Source organism: Kosakonia pseudosacchari, assembly GCF_015167415.1.
GTDB lineage: Bacteria > Pseudomonadota > Gammaproteobacteria > Enterobacterales > Enterobacteriaceae > Kosakonia > Kosakonia pseudosacchari.
The window spans coordinates 2,274,559-2,300,676 of the sequence record NZ_CP063425.1 but is presented as its reverse complement, the minus strand read 5'-3'; the positions used below and the strand labels follow the sequence as shown (position 1 = coordinate 2,300,676).

Genomic DNA, 26,118 nt, shown 5'->3' with positions numbered 1-26,118 from the left:
CGCAGAAAATAAACCCCAGCACAAAGATACCGCTTGAAACAATATTTCACTTTACTGAAGCATTATTCACCCACCTTTTTAACAACCCGCCTTCGCTTAATTCAAATTAAAAATCCGATGTGTGCTATTGCACAAAAATCATAACAATATGTGATTGAGATCAGATAAATAGATCAATCTTTCCTAAAATATTGCCGTTATTAATATTACCTTTCTTTACATAGTTGTGGATTATGAAAAAAATAGCGCAGGCCACCGTATTAACCAAATTGCTCATCGGCTTCTCCATCCTGATCGTGATGATGTTGTTGCTGGGCGTTGTTTCTATTTATCAACTTAACAGCACCAATAAAAATATTGATCAGTTCCGCGAAAGCAGAATGCCAGGCGTTCGCTATACCCTTGAAATGCGAGGCGTCTTAGCTGAAATGCGCCTGCAACAGGTGCAGTATATTGCCTCCACCACGCCTGCGTCGCTGGATCAACATCGCGGCGAACTGCTGCAAAACCAGGCCACGTTCCTTAATGCTCAGCAGCAGTACGCAAAAATTTCGGCCAATGAGCCGCAAGAGATGCGCGCCCTGTTCGCGACTGTGGTGGATAACTTTAAAAACTTTGTCGACGTTAACGCCAAAGTGATCGACGCCATGAATCGCGGCGATGCTGCCGAAGCGGCCAAAATCAGCGGCGCGGTATCCGCAAAATATCGTACCCAGTTGATGAAAGATCTGGCGACGCTGGTGGATATGGAAGTCGCGATTGGTGATAAAGCCGGGGAGGATTCTCAGGCAGGTTACCGCCAGGCGCTCTATCTGCTGAGCGGCTTGCTGCTGCTGGCGCTGATTGCCACTGGGGTGATTGCGCTGTTTATCTCGCGTAATCTCTCACGCCAGCTCGGTGGTGAACCAGCCTACGCAATGTCGATTATGAAGGCGGTCGCTGACGGTAAGCTGGGCACCCAGGTTGCGCTGCGCGATGGCGACAGCGAAAGCCTGCTGGCGACCATCCATTTAATGAACAATAAACTGGCGGAAATCATCACCGGTATTATTGACGGCAGCGAATCGATTTCCCACGCCGCAGGGGAAATTGCCGAAGGCAACAACGATTTGTCACAACGTACCGAAGAACAAGCGGCCTCTCTGGTACAAACGTCGTCGAACATGCAGCAAATTACGGAAAACGTGAAGAGTAACGCGGAAAACGCCCGCAAAGCGAGCGACCTGGCGCGTCAGACATCACAAACGGCGGTGAAAGGCGGTAAAGAGGTGCACGACATGCTGAAACGCATGCATGAAATCTCTGATAGCTCGCAAAAAATTGTCGACATCATTTCGGTGATTGAAGGCATCGCCTTCCAGACCAATATCCTGGCGCTGAACGCTGCTGTGGAAGCTGCGCGTGCCGGTGAACAGGGTAAAGGTTTTGCCGTGGTGGCCGGTGAAGTGCGCAACCTGGCGCAGAAAAGTGCCGAAGCGGCGAAAGAGATCAAACAATTGATTGAAGGCACCGTAGAGAAAATAACCGACGGTTCCCGCTACGCCGATACTGCCAGCCGCGCGATGGAAGAGATTGTGACCTCCGTAAACAAAGTGACGGATATTGTGGCTGAGATTTCCGCCGCTTCTACCGAGCAACATCAGGGGATCAAAGAGATTAGCGTCGCTATCGATCAGATGGACCAGGTGACCCAGCAGAACGCCACGCTGGTCGAACAAGCGGCGGTTGCCGCACAGTCGATGACCGAACAGAGCGAGATGCTGCGCGACTCCGTGCGCTTCTTCCAGCTGGCGCGGTAATCGCACGCCGTGCCACTCGCTGCGGGCGGCACGGCGTTTTCCTGCTACATGACGATGCTTTTCGGCTCCATAAAGGCCGCCAGTCCCCAGCGCCCCATTTCACGACCGATTCCCGAATGTTTAAACCCGCCAAATGGCGCGGAAGCCTCATGCGCCAGCGTATTGACCAGCACCCGCCCGGCGGTGATTTGCCCGGCAACACGGCGTGCGCGTTCAGGATCGCCCCCCAGCACCAGCGCGCTTAAACCATAATCGGTGTCGTTGGCAATAGCGATCGCCTCGGCCTCGTCCCGATAAACAATCACCGATAACACCGGGCCAAAAATCTCCTCCCGCGCAATACGCATGGTGTTTTTGACCTCGCTAAACAGGGTCGGCCGTACCGACCAGCCGCGCTCGCATCCGGCTGCGCGCCCTTCTCCACCCGCTAACAGGCGCGCACCTTCCTGCTGACCAAGACGAATATAGGACTGCACGCGTTGCCACTGTTTTTCGCTGACCATCGGGCCGACTTCCGTGGCGGGATCGCGCGGATCGCCCGATTTCACCGCTGCGACCGCCTGCGCCAGCGCCGCTTCGCACTCGGTTTTGCGCGATGCAGGCACCAGAATGCGCGTTCCCGCGATACAGGCCTGGCCGCTGTTCATAAACCCGGCCTGAATCGCCAGCGGCACCGCGTCGGCTAAATCGGCATCCTCCAGAATAAGGGTCGGCGACTTGCCGCCCAGTTCCAGCGTGACGCGTTTAAAGGTCTCTGCCGCGTTACGCAAAATGGCTTTGCCCGTTGCCGTCGAGCCGGTAAACGAGATTTTCGCCACGTCCGGATGACGACTTAGCACCTCACCAACCACATCGCCGCGTCCGGTAACAATATTGAAAACGCCTGGCGGCAGCTGCGCCTCGTGCAGAGCGTGCGTGACGATGTGGGTTTGCAGCGCACTCATTTCGCTCGGTTTCACCACCGCCGTGCAGCCCGCAGCGAGCGCCGCCGCCAGTTTGCCGCAGATAAACCCGGCATCACTGTTCCACGGCGTGATCAACCCGGCGACACCGAGCGGTGTCATCACAACACGCGCCTGACCCACCACAGATTCGAACTCAAAGTCTTTCAGCGCGTTGATCGCCTCTTCAATGACTGAAACCGGATAACGCGCCATCCAGTTAGCGCGCGACGCCGGCGCGCCATACTCTGCGACAATCGCCTGCAACAACGCGGGCTGGCAGGCTTCCAGCGCATCGCGCATCCGTATCAGAGCGGCAATGCGTTCATCGCGGCTGGTTTGCGACCAGCCGGGAAACGCCGCCTTTGCCGCCGCAATGGCGTTAAGCGCGTCGGCTTCACTGGCGAGCCGCACCTGGCCGATGACGTCTCCGGTTGCCGGGTTAAACAGGTCGAAACGTTCTGTACCTTGCGGTGTGACCCATTCGCCATTGATTGAGATCTGTTCAATTGCCTGCATAACCACCTCCTCTTCACAGTGAAGCCAGTGTGGCACGCCTTTATCGCGCTGATAATCCACGCTATGCTGCAAAGGTTGTTGCGAAATTCGGGATAATCTATGCATCGTTCAGGTTTGATTGAGCTGGAAGTGGTGATGGCGGTGATGCGCCGGGGCAGTTTTCGCGCCGCCGCACAGGAGCTGGGAATGTCGCCGACGGCGGTGAGTAACGCCATTGCCGGGCTGGAGAGCCGCCTGGCGATTCGCTTGTTTCACCGCACCACCCGCAGCGTGGCGCTGACCGAAGCCGGGCAGCGGTTTGTTGCGCGTATTGGCCCGGCACTGCGCGAAATCCAGCACGCGCATGAAGAGATCCACAGCGTGGCGGATGAACCTTCCGGCACGTTGCGCCTGAATGTCCCGCAAGCCGTCGGGCAACTGTTCCTGGATGATCTGCTGGTGCGTTTTCTGGCGCGTTACCCGCAGATGCGCATGGAAGTCGCCTCTGAAGCGAAGATGATTGACATTGTGGCTGACGGTTACGATGCCGGGATCCGCCTGGCGGAGTCTATCCCACAGGATATGATTGCCGTGCCGCTCACGCCGGATATCCGCATGCGCGTGGTGGCAACACCTGAGTGGTTTGCCGCGCACGGCACACCGCAAACGCCGGACGATTTACGCCAGCACCAGGGCATTTGCATGCGCATGTCCAGTGGCGGGAATTACCGCTGGGAGTTGTCGCGCCACGGCGAGCGCATGACGGTTGCCGTTCCGGCGCGGCTGTCGACCACCGATCTGTTTACTTCGATTGCCGCCGTGCGCGCGGGCCTGGGCGTGGGCTTTCTGCCGGGGTTTTACATTGAAGAAGAGTTGCGTAACGGAACGCTGGTTAGCGTGCTGGATGAGTGGACGCAGCCCTTTAAAGGGCTGTGTTTGTACTATCCCGGACACCGCCACATCCCTGTGGGGTTACAGGCATTTATTGCCTTTATCCGGGAGGCGCGTTAATTACTCAAGGTGTGCGCGATCGAGCCCGTAGGCTTTATCCAGCGCGCCCGGCAACGTTTGCGACAGCACCATCAGGCGGTTCCAGCTGTTGATAATGGCGATGGAAAACGCCAGTTCGGAAAGCTCCACTTCACTGAAATGCTCCCGCGCCTCGCGATACAGCTCATCAGGCACGCCATGCGCGTCGAGTTTGGTCAGCGCTTCACACAGCGCCAGCGCGGCTTTCTCTTTAGCGGTAAACAGTGGCGATTCACGCCAGATAGCGACGTGGTAGATGCGCAGTTCACGCTCACCGTGCAGTTTCGCCTGCTTCACATGCATATCCAGGCAGAATGCGCAGCCATTAAGCTGCGAGGCGCGGATATCAACCAGGTTTTTAATACCAATATCCAGACTGCTGGCGTGCGACGCCTGGCTGGCATCGCCGAGGGTTTTGATTAATGCCGGAACAGTCTGGAACAGATTTACGCGATTGCTCATCGTCTTTAGCCTCGTTTATGGATTCAACAGCGGCTATAGTACGCCTTTATGCCATAGTAAAAAGATGCAAAAACCGTAAATAGAGGTAGGACATGAAGCCGGGTTATAAAGCCATTTACGAGCAGTATCGACGCAGCATTGCCAGCGGGTTGCTGAAACCGGGTGATAAGGTGCCTTCGGTGCGCGTACTGGCCAGCGAATTGGGTGTCGCGCGCAAAACCGTGGAAACGGCGTGGGCGATTCTGATCGGTGAAGGCTACCTGGTAAGCCAGGGCGCGCGCGGTACGCGGGTCAACCCGGATTTGGTGCTGAGCGAACCGCCCACGTCGCCCATTGCGCCGCAGGCAGCAGACGCGCCACCAGGCATTGCGGATGTGCTGCGCGATCGCCCCGGTTTTTTGCGCCCCGGCATTCCGTCGCTGGATGCCTTCCCCTACAAAAAGTGGCTGCTGTTGTGCGGCAAAGCGGTGCGTTCGATGTCACCGATGGAAATGACCAACCCGCCGCTACTGGGTTACACGCCGCTGCGCGAAGCGATTGCCCATTATGTGAATGTGTCGCGCGGCTTATCCTGCACGGCGGACCAGATTTTCATTACCAGCGGGTATAGCAACAACCTGCGGCTGATCCTCAATGCGCTTACCACCGCACGCGATAAAGTGCTGTTTGAAGATCCCGGTTACTATTTTGGCAGCCAGGCGCTGAAACGCGCTGCCAATAATCTGCACTTTGTACCGGTGGACACTCAGGGGCTAAATGTCGACTATCTGCAGCAATATCACCGTGATGCGCAACTGGTTTTTGTGACACCGTCACATCATAGCCCGCTGGCGGTGACCCTTTCGCTGCCGCGCAAGCAACAGCTACTGGCCTGGGCCAGCCAGCATAACAGCTGGATCATCGAAGATGATTACGACGGTGAGTTTCACTACACCCGCAAAGTGCTGCCGGCGTTGAAAAGCCTTGATAGTGATGATCGGGTTATCTATATGGGCACTTTCAGCAAGACGGTGATGCCTGCGCTGCGCATTAGTTACATTGTGATGCCGCGCGCGACGCTTGCCGCGTTCCGTGAAACGGCGGAACTTACCGAAAGCGGCCAGCCGGTGCTGACGCAGAAAATCCTCGCCGCGTTTCTTGGCGAAGGCCATTTCTATAAGCATTTAAAAAAGATGCGCACGCTCTATTCGCAACGCAGAAAATATGTGCTGGACGCGCTGGAGCATATTTACCCTGGGCTGTTTACCGTGGAAGTGAGCGATGGCGGGATGCATATCACGGCGTTTTTACGCACCAGCACGCAGGATATCGCGCTGGCGAACCTCTGGCAGCAGCATCAGTTGCAGGTGAGTCCGCTCTCGCGCTGGTATAACTCGTCCGCCAAACGCTACGGCGTGATTATCGGTTATACCAATGTGCGCTCAGCGGAAGAAGCGCTGGCGCTATTGCAGCGCCCGGCTGAGGAAACACGGGCGCTGCTGGCGGCCAAAGAGGTTATGGCAAGCTACTGACGAAGGAGAGATCCCACGCCGTGGCGATAAGCGAGAAGCTGACCAGCAGGGTCAACGCTAATGAGATAGTTCTGTCGGACTTTTCCATCGCACGTCCCTCTCTGTTGTGGGTTTCGCTATCAGACTGAAAAAATCGTAAGGATTGATAACTCTCCAGAGCAAAGTTTAGGTTAATTGATAATTTTTGCCTGGTGTCATTTTGTGCGGAAGCTCATCGGCATCCACCATTTGCAGTAAATCAATCTCGATGGCGTTGCTGATAGCGTCCAGCGGCAGGTCGTTATCCTCTTCGCCAAACGGGTCTTCCAGCTCTTCGGCCAGCGTATCCAGCGAGATAAAGGTGTAGGAAATCAGCACCGAGATAAACGGGGTCATAAAGTGCAAATCCACCACCAGCGCGAACGGCAGCATGATGCAAAACAGGTACACGGTGCGATGCAGGATCAGCGAATAGGCAAACGGGAGCGGCGTAGTAAAAATGCGCTCACAACCAGAAAGCACGGCGGACATATCGTGCAGTCGCTGGTTGATGCTGCTGAATAATACATCCGACAGCGCCCCCTTCGCCCGGCGTTCACCTAACCATTCGCCCATTAACAGCAAAATGCGGTTGGCCGGAGAATGGGCATTCAACACGTGATGCAGAGCGTTTTGGTCCAGGTATTTCGCCAGCACCTCCCCCTGCGGCTTGCGGCGCAACGTCATGCGCAACGAGTGCGCGAAGGCGATTTGCAACTGGATAAAGTGCCGTAATCCCTCATCGTCTGGCAGCGTGGTTTTCACTTCACGCAACAGAGAGCGCGAGGCGATCATCAACTGTCCCCACAACACCCTTGCTTCGCTGTAGCGGGCAAAACAGGCATTGTTACGAAAACCTAAAAAGATAGCGATAGCGACACCGAGAATGCTGAACGGTGCGACGGTTAGCTTGATACCGAGCGAGGTGTACCACGGGAGCACGCCGATCACAGCGATGGAGAGCAGGAAATTCATCAGCAAACGCGACGTGATTTTTGGCAGTACGGAACCGTGCCAGACGAAAAGACGAGGAAGCCAGTGTTGTTGAGGTCGAACGATCATCTTGAATTGTGTGCCTAAGGGAGAGCGGCACTATTAAACGTGATCGCAATCACAGTTGCAAGTTTGATAATAAATTGTGACGAAAAATCGCCCTGTTCGACGACTGGTGGCGCAGAAGTTGCTGAAACCTATTATACAACTATTTAAAAGTATGTTGTAACTAATGAAGGATAAGCACCGTTTTCCCGCATTGTTACTCTTCTTGTCGCTCAACGAGCTCCTCACCAGCCATTCGGTAAATTCGGTAAAAAAGAAAAACCCGGCCGGAGCCGGGTTGGATATTCACTTAATATTGTGCGATTAGCACAGCGGTTTAACCGCATCACGCATGCCACGCAGCAGAATAGCGTCCAGATCCAGCGAAACCTGCTCCACCAGACCCGCAACTTTACTCAGATCCTGTTCCCAGTGATCGCTTACGGAGAGCACCGCTTTTACCAGTTCGCTGGTGCTGATCTGGCGATCGCCGTGCTGGCTCCACAGCTGCTGGTAGCGTTCGATCCAGTGCGCGTCATCCTGCACCGGGTACGCCTGCCCGTTACGCTCACCGCGATAAAACGCAATCAATGCCGCCAGCGCGAAGGTCAGGCGCGCAGGCAGTTTGCCGTGGGCTTTTTGCCCTGCCAGCAATTGCGGCAGAATACGGGTGCGGAATTTTGTCATGCCGTTCAGGGCAATCGACAGCAACTGGTGCTTGATGTACGGGTTACGAAAACGCCCGGTCACCGCACTGGCGAAGGATTCCAGCTCATCGCGCGGCAGATCCAGCACCGGAATAATCTCTTCGTAAATCGCTTTTTCCACAAACGCGCAGATTTCACTGTCGTTCATCGCCTCGCCCACGGTATCCAGGCCCGCCTGATACGCCACCGGCACCAGCGCAGTATGCGCACCGTTGAGGATCGCCACTTTACGCTCTTTGTACGGTTTAATGTCGTCAACAATCAGCACGTTAAGCGGGAATTTATCCAGACGCAGCTCAGACGCCAGCGATTTCGGCCCCTGAATGACAAACAGATAGAAATGCTCAGCGGTATCAAGGAACGAATCCTGGTAGCCCAGTTCCGCTTCCAGTTTCGCCACTTCATCACGCGGGTAACCGGTAACGATCCGGTCAACCAGCGTGGAACAGAAGGTGTTGGCGTTATCCAGCCACTGGGTAAACCCGGCACCCAGCGACCACTCCTGCGCATAACGCAGCACCAGCTCACGCAGCGCGTCGCCGTTGTAGTCAATCAATTCACACGGAATAATCACCCAGCCTTTATCCGCCGCGCCAGCGAAGTGCGTGAAACGTTCGAACAGCAGACGCGTCAGTTTTGCCGGGTAGCTAACGGCCGGAGCATCGTCAAATTTATCGCCCGCATGGTAACTGATGCCCGCTTCAGTGGTGTTTGAAAAAACAAAGCGGATATCCGGATTATGAGCAAGTTTCAGGAACTCGTCGTACTGGGAATAGACGCTGATTTCACGGTTCACCGAGCGGATCAAGCGCGCGTCGCTCACCGCTTCACCCTGCTCGTTCAGACCGCGAATAATCGTGGTATACAGGCCATCCTGAGTGCTCAGGGACGGCGGGAAATCACTTTGAATCGGGCGAACAACGACCACACCGGCGTTCAGGTCGGTGTGCTCATTCAGCAGATCGATTTGCCAGTCGACAAAAGCGCGCAAAAAATTCCCTTCGCCGAACTGAATAATACGTTCAGGGTATTCAGCGCCGGGAAAGTTGCGACGGTTTAATGTGTTCACAGTGGGTTCCTTTTTTGATTAGTCATACAACCTGGGAAGATTGGTGTAATAACTTACCAGACTTTTAGACCATGAAACCCTGTTTTGATCAAAATGGGATCGCTTATTGGCGGGAATTATAAGAGCTTGTAAAAAATTGTCGTCGCCGTCACATTTCCGTCCGGCATCAGCGCAAAGCGCGGGATCTCACCCACCCGCTGCCAGCCGCATTGCAGATAAAAATGTTCCGCTCCGCTGCCGGTGGAGGTATCCAGTACCAGTACGGTTTTACCGTGCGCCAGCGCCTCACTTTCCAGCGCATCCATCAGACGGCGCGCCAGCCCCTGACGGCGGGCTTTTTCATGCACCAGTAACTTTGACACATCGGCACGATGCGGCTGATTTTCAGGTTGCTCCAGCACCATCTGCACCGTGCCAACAATCTCACCAGCCTCATCTTGCACTACCAGCACAATGCGTTCCCCGCGCGCGGCACTTGCGGCGACACCAGACCAGAATTGCAGGGATTTCTCACGAGAAAGCGGATGCATAAAACTGACGGAAGCGCCGCCGGAAACGCAGTTTTCCAGCACGTCACAAAGGGAATGAAGATGTGATGCGAGCGCGTCGCCCGCAAGGGAATGGATATGATAAGTGGTCATTTTTGTTCCTTAAAAACAACCACTATCAGCCTTACAACTTTTTAACACAAGCCCGGCAAACATAGGTTTTTATGATGGTTTAGCGGCCGCGATGATTGCGCTCTTTCATGGCATACATCTGTTGATCCGCCGCCTTCATCCACGGCTTCAGTTCACCGCAACCATCATGATCAAACTCGCTGATCCCCCAGGAAAACGCCAGCTTCCACGGCTTACCAGAACCCTTATTCCAGGCTTCAACCTGCTCGACCAGATGCTGCATCGCAATCCATGCGCCCTGCTCATCGGTATCGGAAAAGAGGATCGCGAATTCATCGCCGCCATAGCGCACCCGCAGATCCGCTTCGCGCAGGCTGGCAGTCATCACCGTGGCCATCGCTTTCAGCGCTTCATCACCCTCAGCGTGTCCCCAGGTGTCGTTGATCTCTTTGAAATTGTCGAGATCGATCCACGCCAGCGTTAACGGTTCCGCGCGACGACGCGCGCCCACAATAGCGAACTTCGCCAGGCTTTCAAACCCGCGGCGATTAAATAAACCGGTCAGTTCGTCCGTGGTGGCTGCGCTCATCACCGCGAACTCATCTTCAACGATCATGGCGAAATCTTTCAGATAGTCCTGCTCAGCGTCCGTGAACTGCCGCGCGCTGCTATCCACCAGGCAGAATGCGCCCACCACCGCGCCGTCCGGCAAACGTAATGGATACCCCGCATAGAAACGGATATTCATCTCCCCGGTCACCAGCGGATTGTCGGCAAAACGATCATCCCCGTGGGTATCCGGAATAATCAACGGTTCGGTATGCAAAATGGTGTGACCACAAAAGGTGATCTTACGCGGGAGCGGTTCGCGCACGGTACCCGACGTGGATTTAAAGAAAAGCATCTCTTCGTCGACCAGCGTGATTAGCGCCGCGCGGACATCGAACATGCGCTTAGCCAACCGGGTAAGCCGGTCAAGACGCTCGGTTACGCCAGTTTCCAGAAGCCCGGAGTCGCGCAGCGACGCCAGTCGTTGTTCCTCATCTGCGGGAATAGCAGGTATTTTCATAAGGGGCCGTTTCCATTCTCAGGCTGTTAATGCGCAACACAAAAAGTGTCGTTAATTTCACGGCATACAGCATAAAGCGTAGCTGATTCAACACGGTTGTCAGTGTGAGTAGATCTGGTTTTTTCCCAGCCGTTTAGCCTGGTAAAGCGCGTCGTCTGCGGCTTTTAACCAGTCGGTAACACTGTGCATTTCCGGTAGCGCACTGGCGATACCGATGCTCAACGTACATGTGAACGCATGCTCCTGCATCACTGTCATTACCGCAGCCGCATCCATGATCCGTGTCGCCACCGCATACGCCTCTTCTGCTGGCGTATCGGGCAGTAAAATAACAAATTCATCGCCACCGAGGCGCGCGGGTGTGTCCGTAGCGCGGGTGGTAATATGCAAGATTTTCGACACGGTGACCAATAATGCATCGCCAATTTTATGACCAAAACGGTCATTCACCTCTTTAAAATTATCAATGTCGATAAACATCAACGAGGAGTGGCGCGGTGTCACGTGCAGTTTTTCCAGCTCGTACTGAATACGTTTTTCCAGCAGGCGGCGATTGGCGATATCAAGCAACGGATCCATCATCGCAATACGTTCAAGCTCACGGCTTTTTACCCGCAGCCTGACGGCAATGCTGTCGGTGAGCGCGCTGAGCGCCAGGATATAGATACCGATGAGCGGCAACGTGGCGAACATCGTTCGCTGTGTCACCTGCCATTCCAGCGGTAAACCGAGTGTTAGCCAGGTAAGTAAGAACGCCGCAAGCAGGGCCAGCGCCGCTTTACGCATCAACACAAACCCGCCCGCCGATAAGCGATCAGAGAGCAAAATGGTGGCAATCACCACCGAAGGCAGCGGGTTGACCGCCATTAGCGCAATCCAAAACCCGCCCGCACCGGCGTCAAAAACCAGGTTTTGATGTTCAATTTGCAGCGGCATCTGCGCGTTGCGTGCACGCAAAAACGCCACGGTAGGCCATAAAAATGCATTGGCACACAGCAACACCACGCACCACAAGGGGCGATGCAGTTCAAGAAGGACGGAAAGAATGGGGAAAAAGCAGAGTAGCGTTCCCAGGATACGCATCAGATACATGCGCCTGGCAAAGCGTCTGCCAGGGATCCGCTCGTGTTTATTCAAATTATCTGATCCGCTCATAACGCGATGATTCCGCTACGTATACGCAATAATAGTATTGACGATAAAAATTAGTAGCAAGCAATTTAATAAGTTATCTATATTAATTGCCGTTATCGTCATCACCAGGTGCGACACGCGGGAGGAATTACCCGCCGAGGGCACTCCCTGCCGTTTCCAGCGCGTTTTGTTCAGCGTCCGTCGTGCAGTTACGCCCGCGTTTTTTCGAGCGATAGAGATGTTCATCCGCCACAGCCAGCAGCGTATTGAAGGTTGCCGTCAATTGCCCGGCATCGGCTTTACCATGGCTGATACCAATACTGACGGTTAAATGCAGCGTTTGCTGCTGCCATTTGAACGGGTACAACGCCACTGTTTCGCGCAGCGTTTCCGCCAGGTGTTTACCGTCACTGGCATCTTGTGTTATCGCCACGACAGCGAACTCTTCCCCACCCATGCGGGCGAGCACACCGCGCGTATCCAGCGCCCGCTGCACTTTTCGCGCAAAGGCGGTCAGCACCCGGTCGCCACATTCGTGACCGTAGTTGTCATTGACACTTTTGAAGTAATCAATATCCAGCAACATCACGGTGAGGTGTTTGTCGGCAAAGCGTTTTGCGTCGCGGTTTAACACCTCGTACAAACCCGAGCGCGAGTAAACGCGGGTCAGGAAATCGAAATCGGCGCGCAGGGAAACCTGGCGCATCAGGCGGTTTATCGCCTCAACGCTGACCGAGACAATGACCGGGCAAATGGCCATGGTGGCAATCCCCAGGCGCGCGGAGAACATATGTGGGATCTGCAGCGGTGAACTGACGAAAATATTGATATGCCCGCTGGCGACAAGGATTATCTCCAGCCCGCCGGTCAGCAGCGTCACCAGGCATGTCAGCGGCAGTGAGTAACGCACCGCACACCAGATCAGCGCCGGAAGCGGAAACGCCAGGCTGCCTGCGCCGCCAATCGCGACCGAAGCAACAATCGATACGCCGACGGCGAGCACCGGCATAAAATCGCGCATCTCAACGTTCAGCGGTTTACGCGGCCAGCTCATGGTCAGCATACAGGGCAAAATCAATACCCCCGTTGAGAACTGCTCGCCAAACCAGTCTGCCAGCAACAGGCCAAAACCCTGATCGTCAATGCCCACCGAGCCAAGCGCGCCAAAAAAGGCGCACAGCAGCGCGGCAAACAGACAGTAGCCGAAGAGTTTCAGGGCGTTAACCGGCTCCGGCGCTTTGGTCATCTGGTTACGTTCAAGCCCGATCAACTGCGCCATGGTGACGATAAACACCATATTGGAGAAGTTGATGATCAACGACGCCATACCCCAGGAGGTGGTGATAGCGTCATACGCCAGCATGGCAACATAGCTAATCAGGTAGTAATGCCAGCGCTGCAACCAGGCATAACGTGCAAAAACACCGGCCATGACCGCATTGAGCGGCCAGAAGAGGGAAAGCTCTTCCACCAGGCGCATCATCGCACCCAGCAAATAAAACAGCGTTGTCAGGACAAACACCATGACCGCATTGGTGTACGGCGTCTCTTCCCGAAAAGGGCGGAAAGGGGATGAAAAAAATGCAGGCATCAACTCTCAATCCATATCACTAACGTTGCAATCGGCCCGCAGCACCAGCGGCGCAGGCTTACCCGGCGCTTTTCAGCGCGGTGCATTCATCTGTATGACCAGCCACTGGTAAATCACCTCAACAATGTAGTGTTGTTGCGATTCGGTTAGCGCCTGGCCATGCGGGATGTGGTGCCACTTTTCCAGACATCCACGGCAGCAGGTAGCCGTCGCATGCTGAGCGATAAACACCGGGTGGCCGCGCATCGGCGTCTGTTTGCCATCATTTTGTGGTTGCGCGGGCGCGAGGCGTTTTGCGACAAAATCCGCCGCATGGGAAGCTATCACCTCCGCACCTTTATCCAGACAGTACTGGCGCTCTTTCACCCCAAGGCGAAAACGCGAACGGAATGTTGACTGTCCCAGCCGGGCAAACAACGGCGCGAAATCATTCATCAATAGACCGATCTCCCCAACTTGCGCGTTAACGCTTCCAGCACCGCAACACCGGCCAGTGAGTTACCCGCTTCATCCAGCTCCGGGCTCCAGACCGCGATCGCCATCTCATGAGGCACGATGGCGACGATCCCCCCACCGACGCCGGATTTCGCCGGTAACCCGACGCGCCAGGCAAACTCTCCGGCGTTCTGGTACATGCCACTGGTGGCCATCAGGGCGTTAATCTGCCGCGCCTGCATCGGCGTCACCACCGGCGTCGCCTGCTGCACGCTGTGTCCGCCATCGGCGAGGAATAAAAACGTGCGCGACAATTCGGCACAGCTCATTTTCAGTGCGCAATAGTGGAAGTAGTTCTGTAATACGGTGGCGACATCGTTATGAAAATTACCGAAGGACTTCATCAGCCAGGCGATGGCCATATTGCGGGCGGAGTGCTCGAATTCAGAACGCGCAACCAGGCTGTCATAAGCGATATCCGGCGCGGCGCAGAGTTTACGCACAATTTCCAGCATGCGCTGACGCGGCGCGCTCAGGCGGCTTTGCAGCATATCGCACACCACCAGCGCCCCGGCATTGATAAAGGGGTTACGCGGTTTGCCCTGCTCGATTTCCAGCTGTAACAGTGAGTTAAACGGCTGACCGGAGGGATCTTTACCCACCCGCTGCCAGATCTCCTCTTCCGCGTAGTGGTTCATCGCCACCACCAGACTCAGCACTTTCGAAATGGATTGTATGGAGAAACGCTCGTCGGCATCACCCGCCTGGAAGTGTTCACCCTGCACGGTGCTGATAGCAATGCCCAACTTGTTGCCGCTCACCGACGCCAGCGCCGGAATATAATCCGCAACCTTACCGCGACCCAACAGCGGGCGAACTTCCGCGAGTACCGCCTCCAGTACGCCGTTATCCATCACCGTTGCCACTCCGACTCCTTACCCACAGGCCAAAAATGGCCTGCGAGTATAACAGAGGCGAATGCGTTGCGTCAGGCGGGAAGTCGAAAACGCGCAACCGCTTGCATCAACTGATGGGAATCGTTGTGCAATTTTTCCGATGCTTCGGTTGCGGTCGAAACCAGCTCCCCCGTGCGGCGGGCAACGTTGTTAAGCGAGTGCAGGCGGCGCGTCATTTTGTGAATGCTGTCGCCCTGGCTAAGCGTGGCGGCAGAAATTTCGCTCAGTACGCCACTTAAATGGCCAACCAGCCCGGTCACCTGTTGCAGGTTATCTTCAAGGCGGCTCACCGCCTGGGTGCCGTCGTTGATGCCCTGCAAGGAGTGGTTGATCAGTTGCTGAATGGTTTGCGTGGAGTGGCTGCTCTTGCGCGCCAGCAGCCCCACTTCTTTCGCCACCACCGCGAAGCCGCGCCCATGATTGCCCGCATGCGCCGCTTCAATCGCCGCGTTCAGCGCCAGAATATTGGTCTGGAAAGCAACGCCATCAATCATCGCCACAATGTTGCGCATCTCCGCCGAACGCTCGACGATCTCGCGCATCGATTGATTCACCGTATCCATCATTCGATCGCCACCAGCGGCCACTTCCCGCGCCTCATCGGCCTGTTTGCGCGCCTGCTCGGCAAAACCGGTGTTGCCTTCAACATGGGACTCCAGCGCGGCGATATGCTCGGTCACATCCGTCAGCTCCTGCGCCTGTTTCGCCGACTGCTGATACAGCGACTGGTTGTCCTCAGCCAGGCGGCGAATGGTATCGACCATCGACGAGGTGGCGTCGCTGACTTGCATTACTAGTTGCTGCAACCCCTGCTGCATGGTGCCGATGCTCAGGCCGAGCTGGTCAACTTCACGGTTAAAGCGTTTCACCGGCGGAAGCGGCGTACCCAGATCCCCCGCCGCCAGAATATTGATGTGTGCTATCAAGCTGCGCAGCGGCGTGATCACCCAGCGCGACATGGCAAACCAGACCAGCACCGCAATCACCACCAGCAGCGCAGGCACCAGCACAAACACATGCTGCAATTGCGCAAGGTTCGCCATCAACGCCTGGCGCCCCAGTTCGGCACGCGCTTCGCTGGCCTGCTGGAAACGGGCATAGTTGTCATTGAAATCCGCCTGGAATGCCTGCGCGGGTACGGCGAAGAAGGCGTCAATCGACTGGGTTTTCACCAGCCCGTCGGCCTGCTCTTTTAGCGCACCGTAAAAGAGTTGATAGCTATTGATCAGCGCCTCATCTTCAGGCGGGTTGAGCGCCAGCCACGCTCGCCAGGCTTTTTGCGAGGTCTCCAGCGCTTTATGGGTTTCATCCATCAGGCTGTGCCAGCTCCCTTCCGAGCCGGTCTCTTTATCCTGCATAAAGTAGACGCCCGCCCGGTTGAGCAGATCGCTTGCCGTCAGGAGCGCAATGCGCGCTTCATCGACTTTTACCTGTTGCAGGTGCGCTTGCTGGTTGAGTTGTTCATTATGCTGGGCGTTACGTAACGACGCGGAAAGGAGAAACGAGGAGGCGATTTGCAGGGCCGAAAACAAGCCAATAATACAGAAAATCCCGGCGAGCAAACCAAACTGTCGTGGAGAAACATGCCGCAAAATACGGCGGAAAATTTGCTTTAAGTTCATGATATTCTTCTATAACCACAAAGTTGCCGTGAGTCTACAAAAGGATCATGACAGGTCCATGACAGCCAGCCGTGACGCGCCCCGCCGGGGCGCGTTTAGCTTACAGACGATCTTTCCACACCGTCTGGATATTGCAAAACTCATGCAGACCGAAGTGTGAAAGCTCGCGGCCAAAACCACTCTTTTTCACGCCACCAAAGGCCACGCGGGCGTCGCTGGCGCTATAACCGTTGATAAACACGCCACCGCACTCAAGCTGTTCGGCAAAATGTTGCGCCTGCGCAGGATCGGCGGTAAAGACGGTAGCCGACAAACCGAAATCACTGTTGTTCGCCATCGCCAGCGCATGCTGTGCATTACGTGCAGTCGCGATAGCCGCCACCGGGCCAAACAGCTCCTGGCGAAATGCCGTCATCTCTGGTGTCACACCACTCAGTACGGTGGCCGGGTAGTAATTCCCCTCGCCCGGGAGTTTCTCACCGCCGAGCAGCAACGTTGCCCCCTCGTTGATGCTGGCTTCGACCTGCGCATGCAGTTCGTCACGCAGATCAAAGCGCGCCATCGGCCCGAGATAATTCTCTTCTTCGTCCGGCGCGCCCTGTTTTAACGCGGCGGCGGCAGCCACAAATTTCTCGGTAAAAGCCTGGGCAATGCCCTCTTCAACGATAAAGCGTTTCGCGGCGGCGCAGACCTGTCCGGTATTCTGGTAACGCCCTGCGACAGCAGCTTTTACCGCCAGATCAAGATCCGCATCGTTGAGCACAATAAAGGGATCGGAACCACCCAGCTCAAGGACGCATTTTTTCAGCGCCGCCCCGGCCTGTGCGCCGATTGCCGCCCCCGCGCGAACACTGCCGGTGACGGTAATGGCGGCGATGCGCGGATCGTTAATCGCCTGGCTCACGCCGTCATTGGTGGCGTTCACCCAACCAAAAACGCCTTGCGGGACGCCAGCGTCAGCGAAGATCTCGCCCATTAACGCCGCGCAACCGAGCACGTTTGGCGCATGTTTTAGCAGATAACTATTGCCCGCCAGCAGGATCGGCACCGCACCGCGCAGCACCTGCCAGAGTGGGAAGTTCCATGGCATCACCGCCAGAATCGGCCCCAGCGGGCGGTACTCAATGGTGGCACGCTGCTGCTCAACCTGTGTCGGTTCGCTTGCCAGCATCGCCGGACCATGATCCGCGTACCAGTCACACAGCGCGGCAGATTTATTCACTTCCGCGCGCGCCTGCAAAATCGGTTTGCCCATCTCCTGGCAAATCATCTGCGCCATCGCTTCCCCGCGTTTGCGCAGAGCATCGCCAAGGCGACGTAACGTTTGTGCGCGTTCGTTGACGGCCAACAGCCGCCACTGACGATAACCGCTGGCCGCCAGTTCAATTGCCGTATCAACCTCTTCACGGCTGGCCCACGGGGTTGCGCGCAGGGTTTCACCGGTGGCCGGGTTGATGGAAAGCGCGTGCGTCGTTGAGGAAACAGGCATAAATACTCCGCTAAATGTGTTCAGGACTTGCGCAAGGATGGCGCAATTTGCTATTTCTGAAAACTGAATAATATTAACCACTCTGTTCACAAAGAGAGAATGGCATGGACTTAACCCAGCTTGAGATGTTTAACGCCGTGGCGCAGACCGGCAGCATTACCCAGGCGGCGCAAAAAGTGCACCGCGTGCCGTCAAACCTGACGACGCGCATTCGCCAGCTGGAGTCCGATCTCGGCGTGGATCTGTTTATCCGCGAAAACCAGCGCCTGCGCCTCTCTCCCGCCGGGCACAGTTTTTTGCGCTACAGCCAGCAGATCCTCGCCCTGGTCGATGAAGCACGCATGGTGGTCGCCGGTGACGAACCGCAAGGGTTGTTCTCGCTCGGCGCGCTGGAAAGTACCGCCGCGGTGCGTATTCCGGCGACGCTGGCACAGTACAACCAGCGCTATCCGCGTATTCAGTTCGATCTCGCCACCGGCCCTTCCGGCACCATGATCGATGGCGTGCTGGAGGGGCGGCTAAGCGCGGCGTTTGTTGACGGCCCGATTATGCACCCCGGTCTGGAAGGCATTCCGGTTTACCGCGAAGAGATGATGATCGTCGCGCCTGTCGGTCATGAGGTAATTACTCGTGCGGCGCAGGTGAATGGCGCCAGCATTTACGCGTTCCGTGCCAATTGTTCCTACCGCCGCCATTTTGAAAGCTGGTTTCACGCCGATCGCGCCACGCCCGGTAAAATTCACGAGATGGAGTCTTATCACGGCATGCTGGCCTGCGTGATTGCCGGGGCGGGTCTGGCGCTGATCCCGCGCAGCATGCTGGAAAGCATGCCCGGTCATCACCAGGTGCAAGCCTGGCCGCTGGCGGAGAACTGGCGCTGGCTCACCACCTGGCTGGTGTGGCGGCGCGGCGCGAAAACCCGCCATCTGGAGGCGTTTATTGCTCTGCTGAATACCGATCCACAACCAGCGCCTTGTGCATAAAAATACTCAGCGGATCGACACTGTACGGTGCGAAAGCCTCACAAATTTGATACCCGCAGCGCTGATACAGTTTCACCGCGGCATGCTGTTCAATGCCGGTTTCCAGCCGCAAGGTATGACACGATTTCCGGGCGGCCGCCTGCTCCAGCGCCGCCAGCAATTTTTCCCCCAGCCGCTGGCCGCGATGGCGGGGATCGATAAACACCCGTTTCATCTCGCCGCTGCCGTCGCGATTGAGCACCACCGCGCCGCAACCGACAGCCTCATCGTGATGCACAATTTTGCGCAAAATCAGCGTTTCGGCGGGTAATGCCGCGAGATCAAGCAGATGGTTACTCTCTGCCGGGTAAAGTGCGCTCTGGTAGGCGTCCAGGGCGGCAATTAACGCAATCAGATCCGGTTGCGTAGCCGTGGCATCAACAATGCGGTACATAGCGGGCTCCTTGTTATTAGCCTGTTAAAAATAAACAAGAATTTGCTACCTATGTCATATGAATAACCTATAGCTATGCCTGCTGAGATTGCGCTCCTGAGAACAGAGGTTGTACCTTACGCAACATACGATGCAGAAAATGGAATATTCATGAACACCAAAGCCCGGAAAGTGATGATTATCGGCACAGGCAATGTCGGCGCATCTGCTGCTTATGCCCTGCTGAACCAGAACATTTGTGAAGAGTTGATTCTTGTGGATCTAGACCAGCAACGGGTGGAAGGCCACGCCCAGGATCTGGCCGATGCCGCCGCGTATATGCCCGGTATGATGGTCATTTCCACCCGCCCGGTAGAAGATTGCGCAGATGTGGATATTGCGGTGATCACCGTTTCCGGCGGCGCGTTAAAACCGGGACAAACACGTCTTGATGAGCTGACCAACACCGCGCGGATCGTTAAAAACATTGTGCCGTCCATGATGGCAAACGGTTTTAACGGCATTTTCCTGGTGGCGACCAACCCGTGTGACATCATCACCTGGCAGGTGTGGAAACTTTCCGGGCTTCCGCGCAACCAGGTGATTGGCACCGGCGTCTGGCTGGATACCACCCGCTTGCGCCGCGCGCTGGCACAGACGCTGGATATTGGCGCGCAAAGTATCGATGCGTTTATCCTTGGCGAGCATGGCGACACCCAGTTTCCGGTGTGGTCGCACTCGTCCGTGTACGGTTCGCCGATTGCCGATGTTTACCGGCGCAAAACCGGTCAGCGGCTGGATGTCGACGCGCTGGCGGACAAAGTGCGCCGCCACGGCTTTGAGATTTACGCCCGTAAAGGTTGTACGGAGTACGGCATTGCCGGCACCATCGCCGAGATCTGCCGCAATATCTTTACCGGCAGCCACCGCGCGCTGGCGATCTCCTGCATTCTGGACGGGGAATATGGCGTCAGCGATGTGGCGATTGGCGTACCGGCCGTGCTGGCGCAAAACGGTGTTCAACAGATTATTGAACTGCAACTGGAAGGTGACGAAGTGGCGAAATTCAACCACTCCGCAGACGTTATCAAAGCGAATATTGCCCGCTTGCCCTGACTGACACCGTTAACCGGCAAAGGTTAACCGGCCTGGCAAAGTGGCAAGCTGCTGACGGATCCCGGGGCTACGCTGCGTATCGGTAATGATATCGGTCAGCGAATCGGGATCCGCCACGTTAAATAGCGACCGCGCACCCTATTTACTGCTGTTCGCCAGCACCACCCGGCGTCTGGCGTTCACGATCAAATCGTGTTTCAGCGCCGCTTTCTCCTCGGTCGGCGCGGTGATGCCGCACTGCAAATCCCAACCGTTACAGCTGACAAATGCCAGATCCGGCCAGATATTTTGCAGCAGTTTACGCCCGTGCTCACCGATGCAGGACTGGCTGGGATCATCAATGCGCCCGCCGGTTGGCCGTTTAATTACGCCACAGGAAGTGGCGGCGCGGGTGAATTTTGTTTTCTCGCCGGAGGCCGCCGCTATCACCGGGCAGGAGCGGATGATTTGCGGCGGTGCGTCGCTGAAGTGATGTCTGCGCTATGCAGGAAGAAACCCACCCGGCGTTACAGGCCTGGCGGTTTTTAGCGCAAGAACACTTTGCCCAGCAAATAGAGCGTTGCCTGGCCGCCAATCAGAACGCGATCGCCGCGCCATTCACAGCGTAAATCCCCGCCGCGCGCGGAAACCTGCCGCGCCTGCAGGCTGTTTTTACCCAGTTTTTCGCCCCAGTACGGAATCAACATGCTGTGCGCCGAACCGGTCACCGGATCTTCCGCCACCGCTTCGCCAGGGCAGAAGAAGCGGCTGACAAAATCGACATTCTCGCCGGGCGCGGTTACGCAGACCATCTTGCCAAGCGGTTTCATTGCCGCGATATCCGGCGTTAAGGCTTCTACCTGCGCCTGGTTTTCCAGCACCACCAGATAATCCCGCGCCACGCGCACTTCTTTGGCGCATTCAATACCCAGCGCTTTCATCAGCAGCGCCGGAACCTGACTTACCGTTTCCGTCGCCCAGGCCGGAAAATCCAGCGTCAGCCAGTCGCCGTTGCGACTCACTTTGAGATCACCCACAAAGCGGGTAGTGAAGAGGATTTCGGTATCCGGGTAATCGAGATATTCAAAGATCACATGCGCGGCGGCGAGCGTCGCGTGGCCGCAGAGATTGATCTCAGCTTGCGTGGTGAACCAGCGCAGCTCAAAACCGCTGTCGTTACGCACGAAGAAGGCGGTTTCGGACTGGTTATGCTGCTGCGCCATGCGAAGCAAGACATCATCCGCTAACCATTCGGTCAGGGGGCAGACGGCGGCGGCATTACCGCCAAACGTGCGGTCGCTGAAGGCGTCGACCATATAGAAATCGATGGTTTGCATAGCATTTCCTCTTTTTTGTCTTCTGTTTTTGAGCGCTATTCGGAAACGTTGCAACTGGTATTTTTCACACGAATAGAAAATGAGATCTACATCACAAAATGTTTGTATTTTCGCCAGCAAAGGCAGTAAGATCGTGACCTCTTCTTTTCGCCAACCAACCCCAAAATACCCTTATGACTACGAATACCGTTTCACGAAAAGTCGCGTGGCTGCGGGTAGTGACGCTTGCTGTCGCCGCCTTTATTTTCAACACCACCGAATTCGTGCCTGTGGGTTTGCTGTCGGATATCGCCCAGAGCTTCGACATGGAAACCGCGCAGGTGGGGATCATGCTGACCATCTATGCCTGGGTTGTGGCGCTAATGTCACTGCCCTTTATGCTGCTGACCAGCCAGATTGAGCGCCGTAAATTATTGATTGCGCTCTTTGTGCTGTTTATCGCCAGCCATGTGTTGTCGTTTCTCGCCTGGAGTTTTGAGGTACTGGTAATTAGCCGCATCGGCATTGCCTTCGCCCACGCGATTTTCTGGTCGATTACCGCCTCGCTGGCTATTCGCCTGGCACCTGCCGGGAAACGTGCGCAGGCATTGAGTCTGATCGCCACCGGCACCGCACTGGCAATGGTGCTCGGGCTGCCGATCGGTCGTATTGTCGGACAATATTTCGGCTGGCGTACCACCTTTTTCACCATCGGTATGGGCGCGCTGGTCACGCTGGTGTGCCTGGTGAAATTGCTGCCGGCGCTGCCGAGCGAACATTCAGGTTCGCTGAAAAGCCTGCCGGTGCTGTTCCGTCGCCCGGCGCTGATGTGCATCTATTTGCTCACCGTGATAGTGGTAACCGCGCATTACACGGCTTACAGCTACATTGAGCCGTTCGTGCAAAATGTGGCGGGCTTTAGCGCCAATTTCGCCACCCTGCTGCTGTTAGTGCTTGGCGGGGCCGGGATTATCGGCAGTGTGCTGTTTGGCAAGCTGGGGAATCAGCACGCCTCTGGCCTGGTGTGCAGCGCAATTGGTCTGCTGGTGATTTCGCTGGTGATGATGCTGCCCGCTTCCGGAAGCGAAATGCATCTGACGGTGCTGAGCGTGGTATGGGGCATCGCGATTATGATTATCGGCCTGGGCATGCAGGTCAAAGTGCTGGCGCTGGCCCCGGATGCTACCGATGTGGCGATGTCGCTGTTTTCCGGAATTTTTAACATTGGTATCGGCGCGGGTGCGCTGGTCGGCAACCAGATAAGCCTGCACTGGTCGATGAACGTCATCGGTTACGCCGGAGCGATCCCGGCGATTGCCGCATTGGTGTGGGCGGTGGTGATTTTCCGCCGCTGGCCGGTGAAACTGGAAGAGCAAACTCACGCCAGCCACGTTTAAACGTGGTTATTGCGCGCCAGAGATAACCTCATCCATCACCGTGGTTTGCCAGTCAAACCACGGGTTCCACGTCAGGCGAGCATGAATTTTGTTCGCCTCGACTAACCCCCAGTCTGAATACCACACCTCTTCCCCCGCCAGACAGCGTTTTGCCGCCTCTTCAGATTGACCATTCGCACAGAGCAACACGCTGCCTTTGCGTCCGTACAGCGGATTACGGGGCGAAAAGAGCACCGACATATGGGAAAACTGGCTGATGCGATCCTGCGGCAGATAATCCGTCTTCACCCGTAAGCGGGGCATTTTTGCCGCTTCCGGCGGTGGAGTGCCGTACCAAATCACGCGGCTGGCCGGGTGGGTGAAGCGGCGATCGAATTGATCAAGGATCCAGCGAGTGTTGAGCGCCGAATCGTGCGAGGTTAATACCAGCAGCGCCGGTTTGGTCCACGGTTTACGCGCCAGCAACCGCTGCGCACTGGCGCTGGTGCGCCAGAACTGGGCGAAACCGTTGGTCGGTACACGTAAGTAGCGAGTGGCGATTTGCTGCGGGAAAACGGCGCTCGGCGGGCGCAACCAGTCGCGAAACAGTGCTACCGTCGGGGCGAGAAAATCGTAACCGGTGCTGGATTTGAACGCCGGAGAAAACAGCAACAGCCCTTGCACGTTGTCATGCGCCATCGCATATTCCAGCGCCAGATTCCCGCCAGTCGAAAAACCGCCGAACCACAGGGAATCAACGTCTTTAGCCAGAATATCAGCCTGCTCGCGCACCACTTGCCGCCACTGAGAAACATCGACATCCAGCAGATCCGCTGGCCGCGTACCGTGACCGGGTAACAACACGGTGCGCACCAGAAAGCCCTGTTTTGCCAGTTCGGGGGCAATATCCACAAACGATCCTGGCCCGTCGCCCAGGCCGTGGATCAGCAAAATGCCTTTGCGCGCGTGCTGCGCCGGACGCCACTCCTGCGGCGTGTTGAGCCGCAGCTCGCTCGCTTTATCCAGCGTCTGAAACGCCCGGTGCGCGGCAACAAAATCGCGCGTTTGCTGTTGATATTCAGCAAAGCTTTTTTGCGCCAGCGGCGGTTGTTCGCCGGGGCGTTGCTGACAGCCGGTTAGCGCCACCAGCGCCACGACCAGGCAGGAGAAAAATTTGCGCATCAGGCTCCGGCATGAAAAGTGGTGATAATTTCCAGCACGCCATTGATGATAAATTGCACGCCCATACAGACCAGCAGAAAGCCCATCAGCCGCGAAATGGCTTCTATACCGCCCTTGCCCACCAGCCGCATGATTGCCCCGGAGCTGCGCAGGCTTACCCATAATATCAGCGCCACAATGGCGAAAATCAGCGTTGGTGCAACGGTGATGACCCACTCGGGAAACTCGGCGCCGTGGCGAATGGTCGAGGCGGAACTGATGATCATGGCGATGGTGCCTGGCCCGGCGGTACTCGGCATGGCCAGCGGCACAAAGGCGATATTGGCGCCGGGCTCCTCTTCCAGCTCTTCTGACTTGGTTTTTACTTCTGGCGCCTGATGCGCTTTTTGCGCCGGGAACAGCATGCGAAAACCAATAAAAGCCACGATCAACCCACCGGCAATGCGCAACCCAGGAATGGAGATACCGAAGGTGTTCATCACCACCTGACCGGCATAGTACGCCACCATCATAATAATGAAGACGTAGATCGAGGCCATCCGCGCCTGCTGGTTACGCTGGGCGCTATTCATATTCCCCGCCAGCCCTAAAAACAGCGCCACGGTGGTTAGCGGATTAGCCAGCGGTAGCAACACCACCAGCCCAAGGCCAATGGCTTTAAAAAGTTCCAGCATCTGATGGTCACTCCTTGCAAGGTCAAAACCCCGCCAGTATAGCCATAACGCGGCGGCAATGGCATGCCCGCCCGCAGCCCGCGTCCTGATTAAATGATTACTTTCAGTGCGTTACGAATGGATTTTTTTCCTGACATGAAACGTTTTAGCAAATAGTGGCATCGTGGATTCATTCGGTTGACTTATATTTGCCTGAGCAATAATATCTGCCGTGACTAATCTACTTGCCGGGGCAACCATTGTGAAAAGCACGAATGATCTATTTAACGACATCATTCCTTTAGGCCGCTTGATCCACATGGTTAACCAGAAAAAAGATCGTTTACTCAACGACTACCTGTCGCCGCTGGATATCACCGCCACCCAGTTTAAGGTGCTCTGCTCTATCCGCTGCGAAGTGTGTATCACCCCGGTAGAACTGAAAAAAGTGCTTTCCGTCGATCTCGGCGCCCTGACCCGCATGCTGGACAGACTGGTGTGCAAAGGCTGGATCGAACGTAACCCGAATCCGAATGACAAGCGCGGCGTGCTGGTGCGGTTAACCGCCGAAGGCGCGGCGCTGTGCGAGCAATGTCATCAATTAGTAGGGCATAACCTGCACCAGGAATTAACCAAAAACTTAACGACAGAAGAAGTGGCAACCCTTGAGTATTTACTCAAGAAAATTTTGCCGTAAAAAAAACAAAGAGGTATGACGATGTCCAGACGCAATACTGACGCTATCACTATTCATAGCATTTTGGACTGGATCGAGGACAACCTGGAATCGCCGCTGTCGCTGGAAAAAGTGTCAGAGCGTTCTGGTTACTCCAAGTGGCACCTGCAACGGATGTTTAAAAAAGAGACTGGTCATTCGCTGGGCCAGTACATTCGCAGCCGCAAGCTGACGGAAATTGCGCAAAAGCTCAAGGGAAGTAATGAGCCGATCCTGTATCTGGCAGAGCGTTACGGGTTTGAATCGCAACAAACCTTAACGCGCACGTTTAAGAACTATTTCGACGTGCCGCCGCATAAATTCCGCGTGACAGATATTCCGGCAGAGTCCCGGTATCTGTTCCCGCTGAATCACGCTTGTTAATTTAATCGCCTGCA

The 26,118-nt window shown here is 55.9% G+C and carries 24 protein-coding genes and 2 pseudogenes; 9 read left to right on the top strand and 17 right to left on the bottom strand.

Annotation, left to right across the window (positions count from 1 at the left end; translation table 11 throughout):
- Nucleotides 1-233 precede the first annotated feature (233 nt).
- On the top strand, nt 234-1,799 hold the full coding sequence (locus IP581_RS10825; protein WP_086869157.1) for a methyl-accepting chemotaxis protein: 1,566 nt from the start codon (nt 234-236) through the stop codon (nt 1,797-1,799).
- A 44-nt stretch (nt 1,800-1,843) separates the two neighbouring features.
- Here IP581_RS10825 and IP581_RS10820 read toward each other — a convergent pair whose 3' ends face one another.
- Nucleotides 1,844-3,259 (bottom strand): aldehyde dehydrogenase family protein, encoded by a 1,416-nt coding sequence (locus IP581_RS10820; RefSeq protein ID WP_193822525.1) that lies wholly within the window; start codon nt 3,257-3,259, stop codon nt 1,844-1,846.
- Nucleotides 3,260-3,358: 99 nt separating this feature from the next.
- Between IP581_RS10820 and IP581_RS10815 the strand changes: the two genes are divergently transcribed.
- Nucleotides 3,359-4,249: a LysR family transcriptional regulator gene (locus IP581_RS10815; protein WP_097400914.1), complete on the top strand. Its 891-nt coding sequence runs from the start codon at nt 3,359-3,361 to the stop codon at nt 4,247-4,249.
- Here IP581_RS10815 and IP581_RS10810 read toward each other — a convergent pair whose 3' ends face one another.
- Nucleotides 4,250-4,729, bottom strand: a complete 480-nt coding sequence (locus IP581_RS10810) for a carboxymuconolactone decarboxylase family protein (RefSeq protein WP_017456727.1) — start codon at nt 4,727-4,729, stop codon at nt 4,250-4,252. It lies immediately after the preceding gene.
- A gap of 92 nt (nt 4,730-4,821) precedes the next feature.
- Between IP581_RS10810 and pdxR the strand changes: the two genes are divergently transcribed.
- Entirely contained in the window at nt 4,822-6,240 is a 1,419-nt protein-coding gene (gene pdxR / locus IP581_RS10805; RefSeq protein WP_193822524.1) for a MocR-like pyridoxine biosynthesis transcription factor PdxR, read from the top strand.
- 165 nt (nt 6,241-6,405) lie between these two features.
- Here the strand turns inward: pdxR and IP581_RS10800 are convergent, their stop codons facing one another.
- The 10 genes from IP581_RS10800 to sad all read right to left on the bottom strand — a co-directional run bounded on the left by IP581_RS10800 (nt 6,406) and on the right by sad (nt 17,988).
- A complete protein-coding gene (locus IP581_RS10800; protein WP_097400912.1) occupies nt 6,406-7,320 on the bottom strand; it encodes a bestrophin family protein in 915 nt (304 codons plus the stop codon).
- A 300-nt stretch (nt 7,321-7,620) separates the two neighbouring features.
- On the bottom strand, nt 7,621-9,072 hold the full coding sequence (locus IP581_RS10795) for a tagaturonate reductase (protein ID WP_193822523.1): 1,452 nt from the start codon (nt 9,070-9,072) through the stop codon (nt 7,621-7,623).
- 116 nt (nt 9,073-9,188) lie between these two features.
- Complete coding sequence (locus IP581_RS10790; RefSeq protein ID WP_193822522.1) at nt 9,189-9,713, bottom strand: GNAT family N-acetyltransferase; 525 nt, start codon at nt 9,711-9,713, stop codon at nt 9,189-9,191.
- 79 nt (nt 9,714-9,792) lie between these two features.
- Nucleotides 9,793-10,761: a sensor domain-containing diguanylate cyclase gene (locus IP581_RS10785; protein ID WP_097400910.1), complete on the bottom strand. Its 969-nt coding sequence runs from the start codon at nt 10,759-10,761 to the stop codon at nt 9,793-9,795.
- A 99-nt stretch (nt 10,762-10,860) separates the two neighbouring features.
- Nucleotides 10,861-11,853, bottom strand: a complete 993-nt coding sequence (locus IP581_RS10780; RefSeq protein WP_097400909.1) for a sensor domain-containing diguanylate cyclase — start codon at nt 11,851-11,853, stop codon at nt 10,861-10,863.
- Nucleotides 11,854-12,043: 190 nt separating this feature from the next.
- Entirely contained in the window at nt 12,044-13,486 is a 1,443-nt protein-coding gene (locus IP581_RS10775; protein ID WP_193822521.1) for a GGDEF domain-containing protein, read from the bottom strand.
- A gap of 72 nt (nt 13,487-13,558) precedes the next feature.
- On the bottom strand, nt 13,559-13,921 hold the full coding sequence (locus tag IP581_RS10770) for a DUF4186 domain-containing protein (protein WP_193822520.1): 363 nt from the start codon (nt 13,919-13,921) through the stop codon (nt 13,559-13,561).
- Entirely contained in the window at nt 13,921-14,847 is a 927-nt protein-coding gene (glsB, locus tag IP581_RS10765; protein ID WP_097400906.1) for a glutaminase B, read from the bottom strand. The genes IP581_RS10770 and glsB overlap by 1 nt, the downstream gene beginning before the upstream one ends.
- A gap of 62 nt (nt 14,848-14,909) precedes the next feature.
- On the bottom strand, nt 14,910-16,499 hold the full coding sequence (locus IP581_RS10760) for a methyl-accepting chemotaxis protein (protein WP_193822519.1): 1,590 nt from the start codon (nt 16,497-16,499) through the stop codon (nt 14,910-14,912).
- A gap of 100 nt (nt 16,500-16,599) precedes the next feature.
- Nucleotides 16,600-17,988 carry a succinate-semialdehyde dehydrogenase gene (gene sad, locus IP581_RS10755; protein ID WP_193822518.1) on the bottom strand — a complete coding sequence of 463 codons (1,389 nt, stop codon included), beginning with the start codon at nt 17,986-17,988 and terminating at the stop codon, nt 16,600-16,602.
- A 104-nt stretch (nt 17,989-18,092) separates the two neighbouring features.
- Here sad and ptrR point away from each other — a divergent pair, with 104 nt between their 5' ends.
- Entirely contained in the window at nt 18,093-18,971 is an 879-nt protein-coding gene (gene ptrR / locus IP581_RS10750; protein ID WP_193822517.1) for a putrescine utilization regulator PtrR, read from the top strand.
- Here ptrR and IP581_RS10745 read toward each other — a convergent pair.
- Nucleotides 18,925-19,404, bottom strand: coding sequence for a GNAT family N-acetyltransferase (locus IP581_RS10745; protein WP_193822516.1), 480 nt, complete (start codon nt 19,402-19,404; stop codon nt 18,925-18,927). The two genes, ptrR and IP581_RS10745, sit on opposite strands and share 47 nt — an antisense overlap.
- A gap of 150 nt (nt 19,405-19,554) precedes the next feature.
- Between IP581_RS10745 and IP581_RS10740 the strand changes: the two genes are divergently transcribed.
- The gene (locus tag IP581_RS10740; RefSeq protein WP_086869193.1) at nt 19,555-20,499 is read left to right on the top strand and encodes an L-lactate dehydrogenase; all 945 of its coding nucleotides are present in this window, start codon (nt 19,555-19,557) and stop codon (nt 20,497-20,499) included.
- A 9-nt stretch (nt 20,500-20,508) separates the two neighbouring features.
- On the opposite strand, the pseudogene IP581_RS10735 reads toward IP581_RS10740, so the two are convergent.
- A pseudogene (locus tag IP581_RS10735) lies at nt 20,509-20,850 on the bottom strand (DeoR/GlpR transcriptional regulator); the annotation flags it as partial.
- On the opposite strand from IP581_RS10735, the pseudogene IP581_RS23895 reads away from it, so the two are divergent.
- Nucleotides 20,846-20,971: pseudogene (locus tag IP581_RS23895) on the top strand (SDR family oxidoreductase); the annotation flags it as partial. The pseudogenes IP581_RS10735 and IP581_RS23895 overlap by 5 nt on opposite strands.
- Before the next feature lie 52 nt (nt 20,972-21,023).
- Here the strand turns inward: IP581_RS23895 and IP581_RS10730 are convergent.
- The gene (locus tag IP581_RS10730; RefSeq protein WP_193822515.1) at nt 21,024-21,815 is read right to left on the bottom strand and encodes a PhzF family phenazine biosynthesis protein; all 792 of its coding nucleotides are present in this window, start codon (nt 21,813-21,815) and stop codon (nt 21,024-21,026) included.
- 173 nt (nt 21,816-21,988) lie between these two features.
- Here IP581_RS10730 and IP581_RS10725 point away from each other — a divergent pair, with 173 nt between their 5' ends.
- Entirely contained in the window at nt 21,989-23,191 is a 1,203-nt protein-coding gene (locus tag IP581_RS10725; RefSeq protein WP_193822514.1) for a sugar transporter, read from the top strand.
- A gap of 6 nt (nt 23,192-23,197) precedes the next feature.
- Here the strand turns inward: IP581_RS10725 and IP581_RS10720 are convergent, their stop codons facing one another.
- A complete protein-coding gene (locus IP581_RS10720; RefSeq protein ID WP_193822513.1) occupies nt 23,198-24,352 on the bottom strand; it encodes an alpha/beta hydrolase in 1,155 nt (384 codons plus the stop codon).
- On the bottom strand, nt 24,352-25,026 hold the full coding sequence (locus tag IP581_RS10715) for a MarC family NAAT transporter (RefSeq protein ID WP_097400897.1): 675 nt from the start codon (nt 25,024-25,026) through the stop codon (nt 24,352-24,354). The genes IP581_RS10720 and IP581_RS10715 overlap by 1 nt, the downstream gene beginning before the upstream one ends.
- Before the next feature lie 241 nt (nt 25,027-25,267).
- On the opposite strand from IP581_RS10715, the gene marR reads away from it, so the two are divergent.
- Nucleotides 25,268-25,702, top strand: a complete 435-nt coding sequence (gene marR / locus IP581_RS10710) for a multiple antibiotic resistance transcriptional regulator MarR (protein WP_016496172.1) — start codon at nt 25,268-25,270, stop codon at nt 25,700-25,702.
- A 21-nt stretch (nt 25,703-25,723) separates the two neighbouring features.
- Nucleotides 25,724-26,104 carry an MDR efflux pump AcrAB transcriptional activator MarA gene (marA, locus tag IP581_RS10705; protein WP_016496173.1) on the top strand — a complete coding sequence of 127 codons (381 nt, stop codon included), beginning with the start codon at nt 25,724-25,726 and terminating at the stop codon, nt 26,102-26,104.
- Nucleotides 26,105-26,118: the final 14 nt, after the last annotated feature.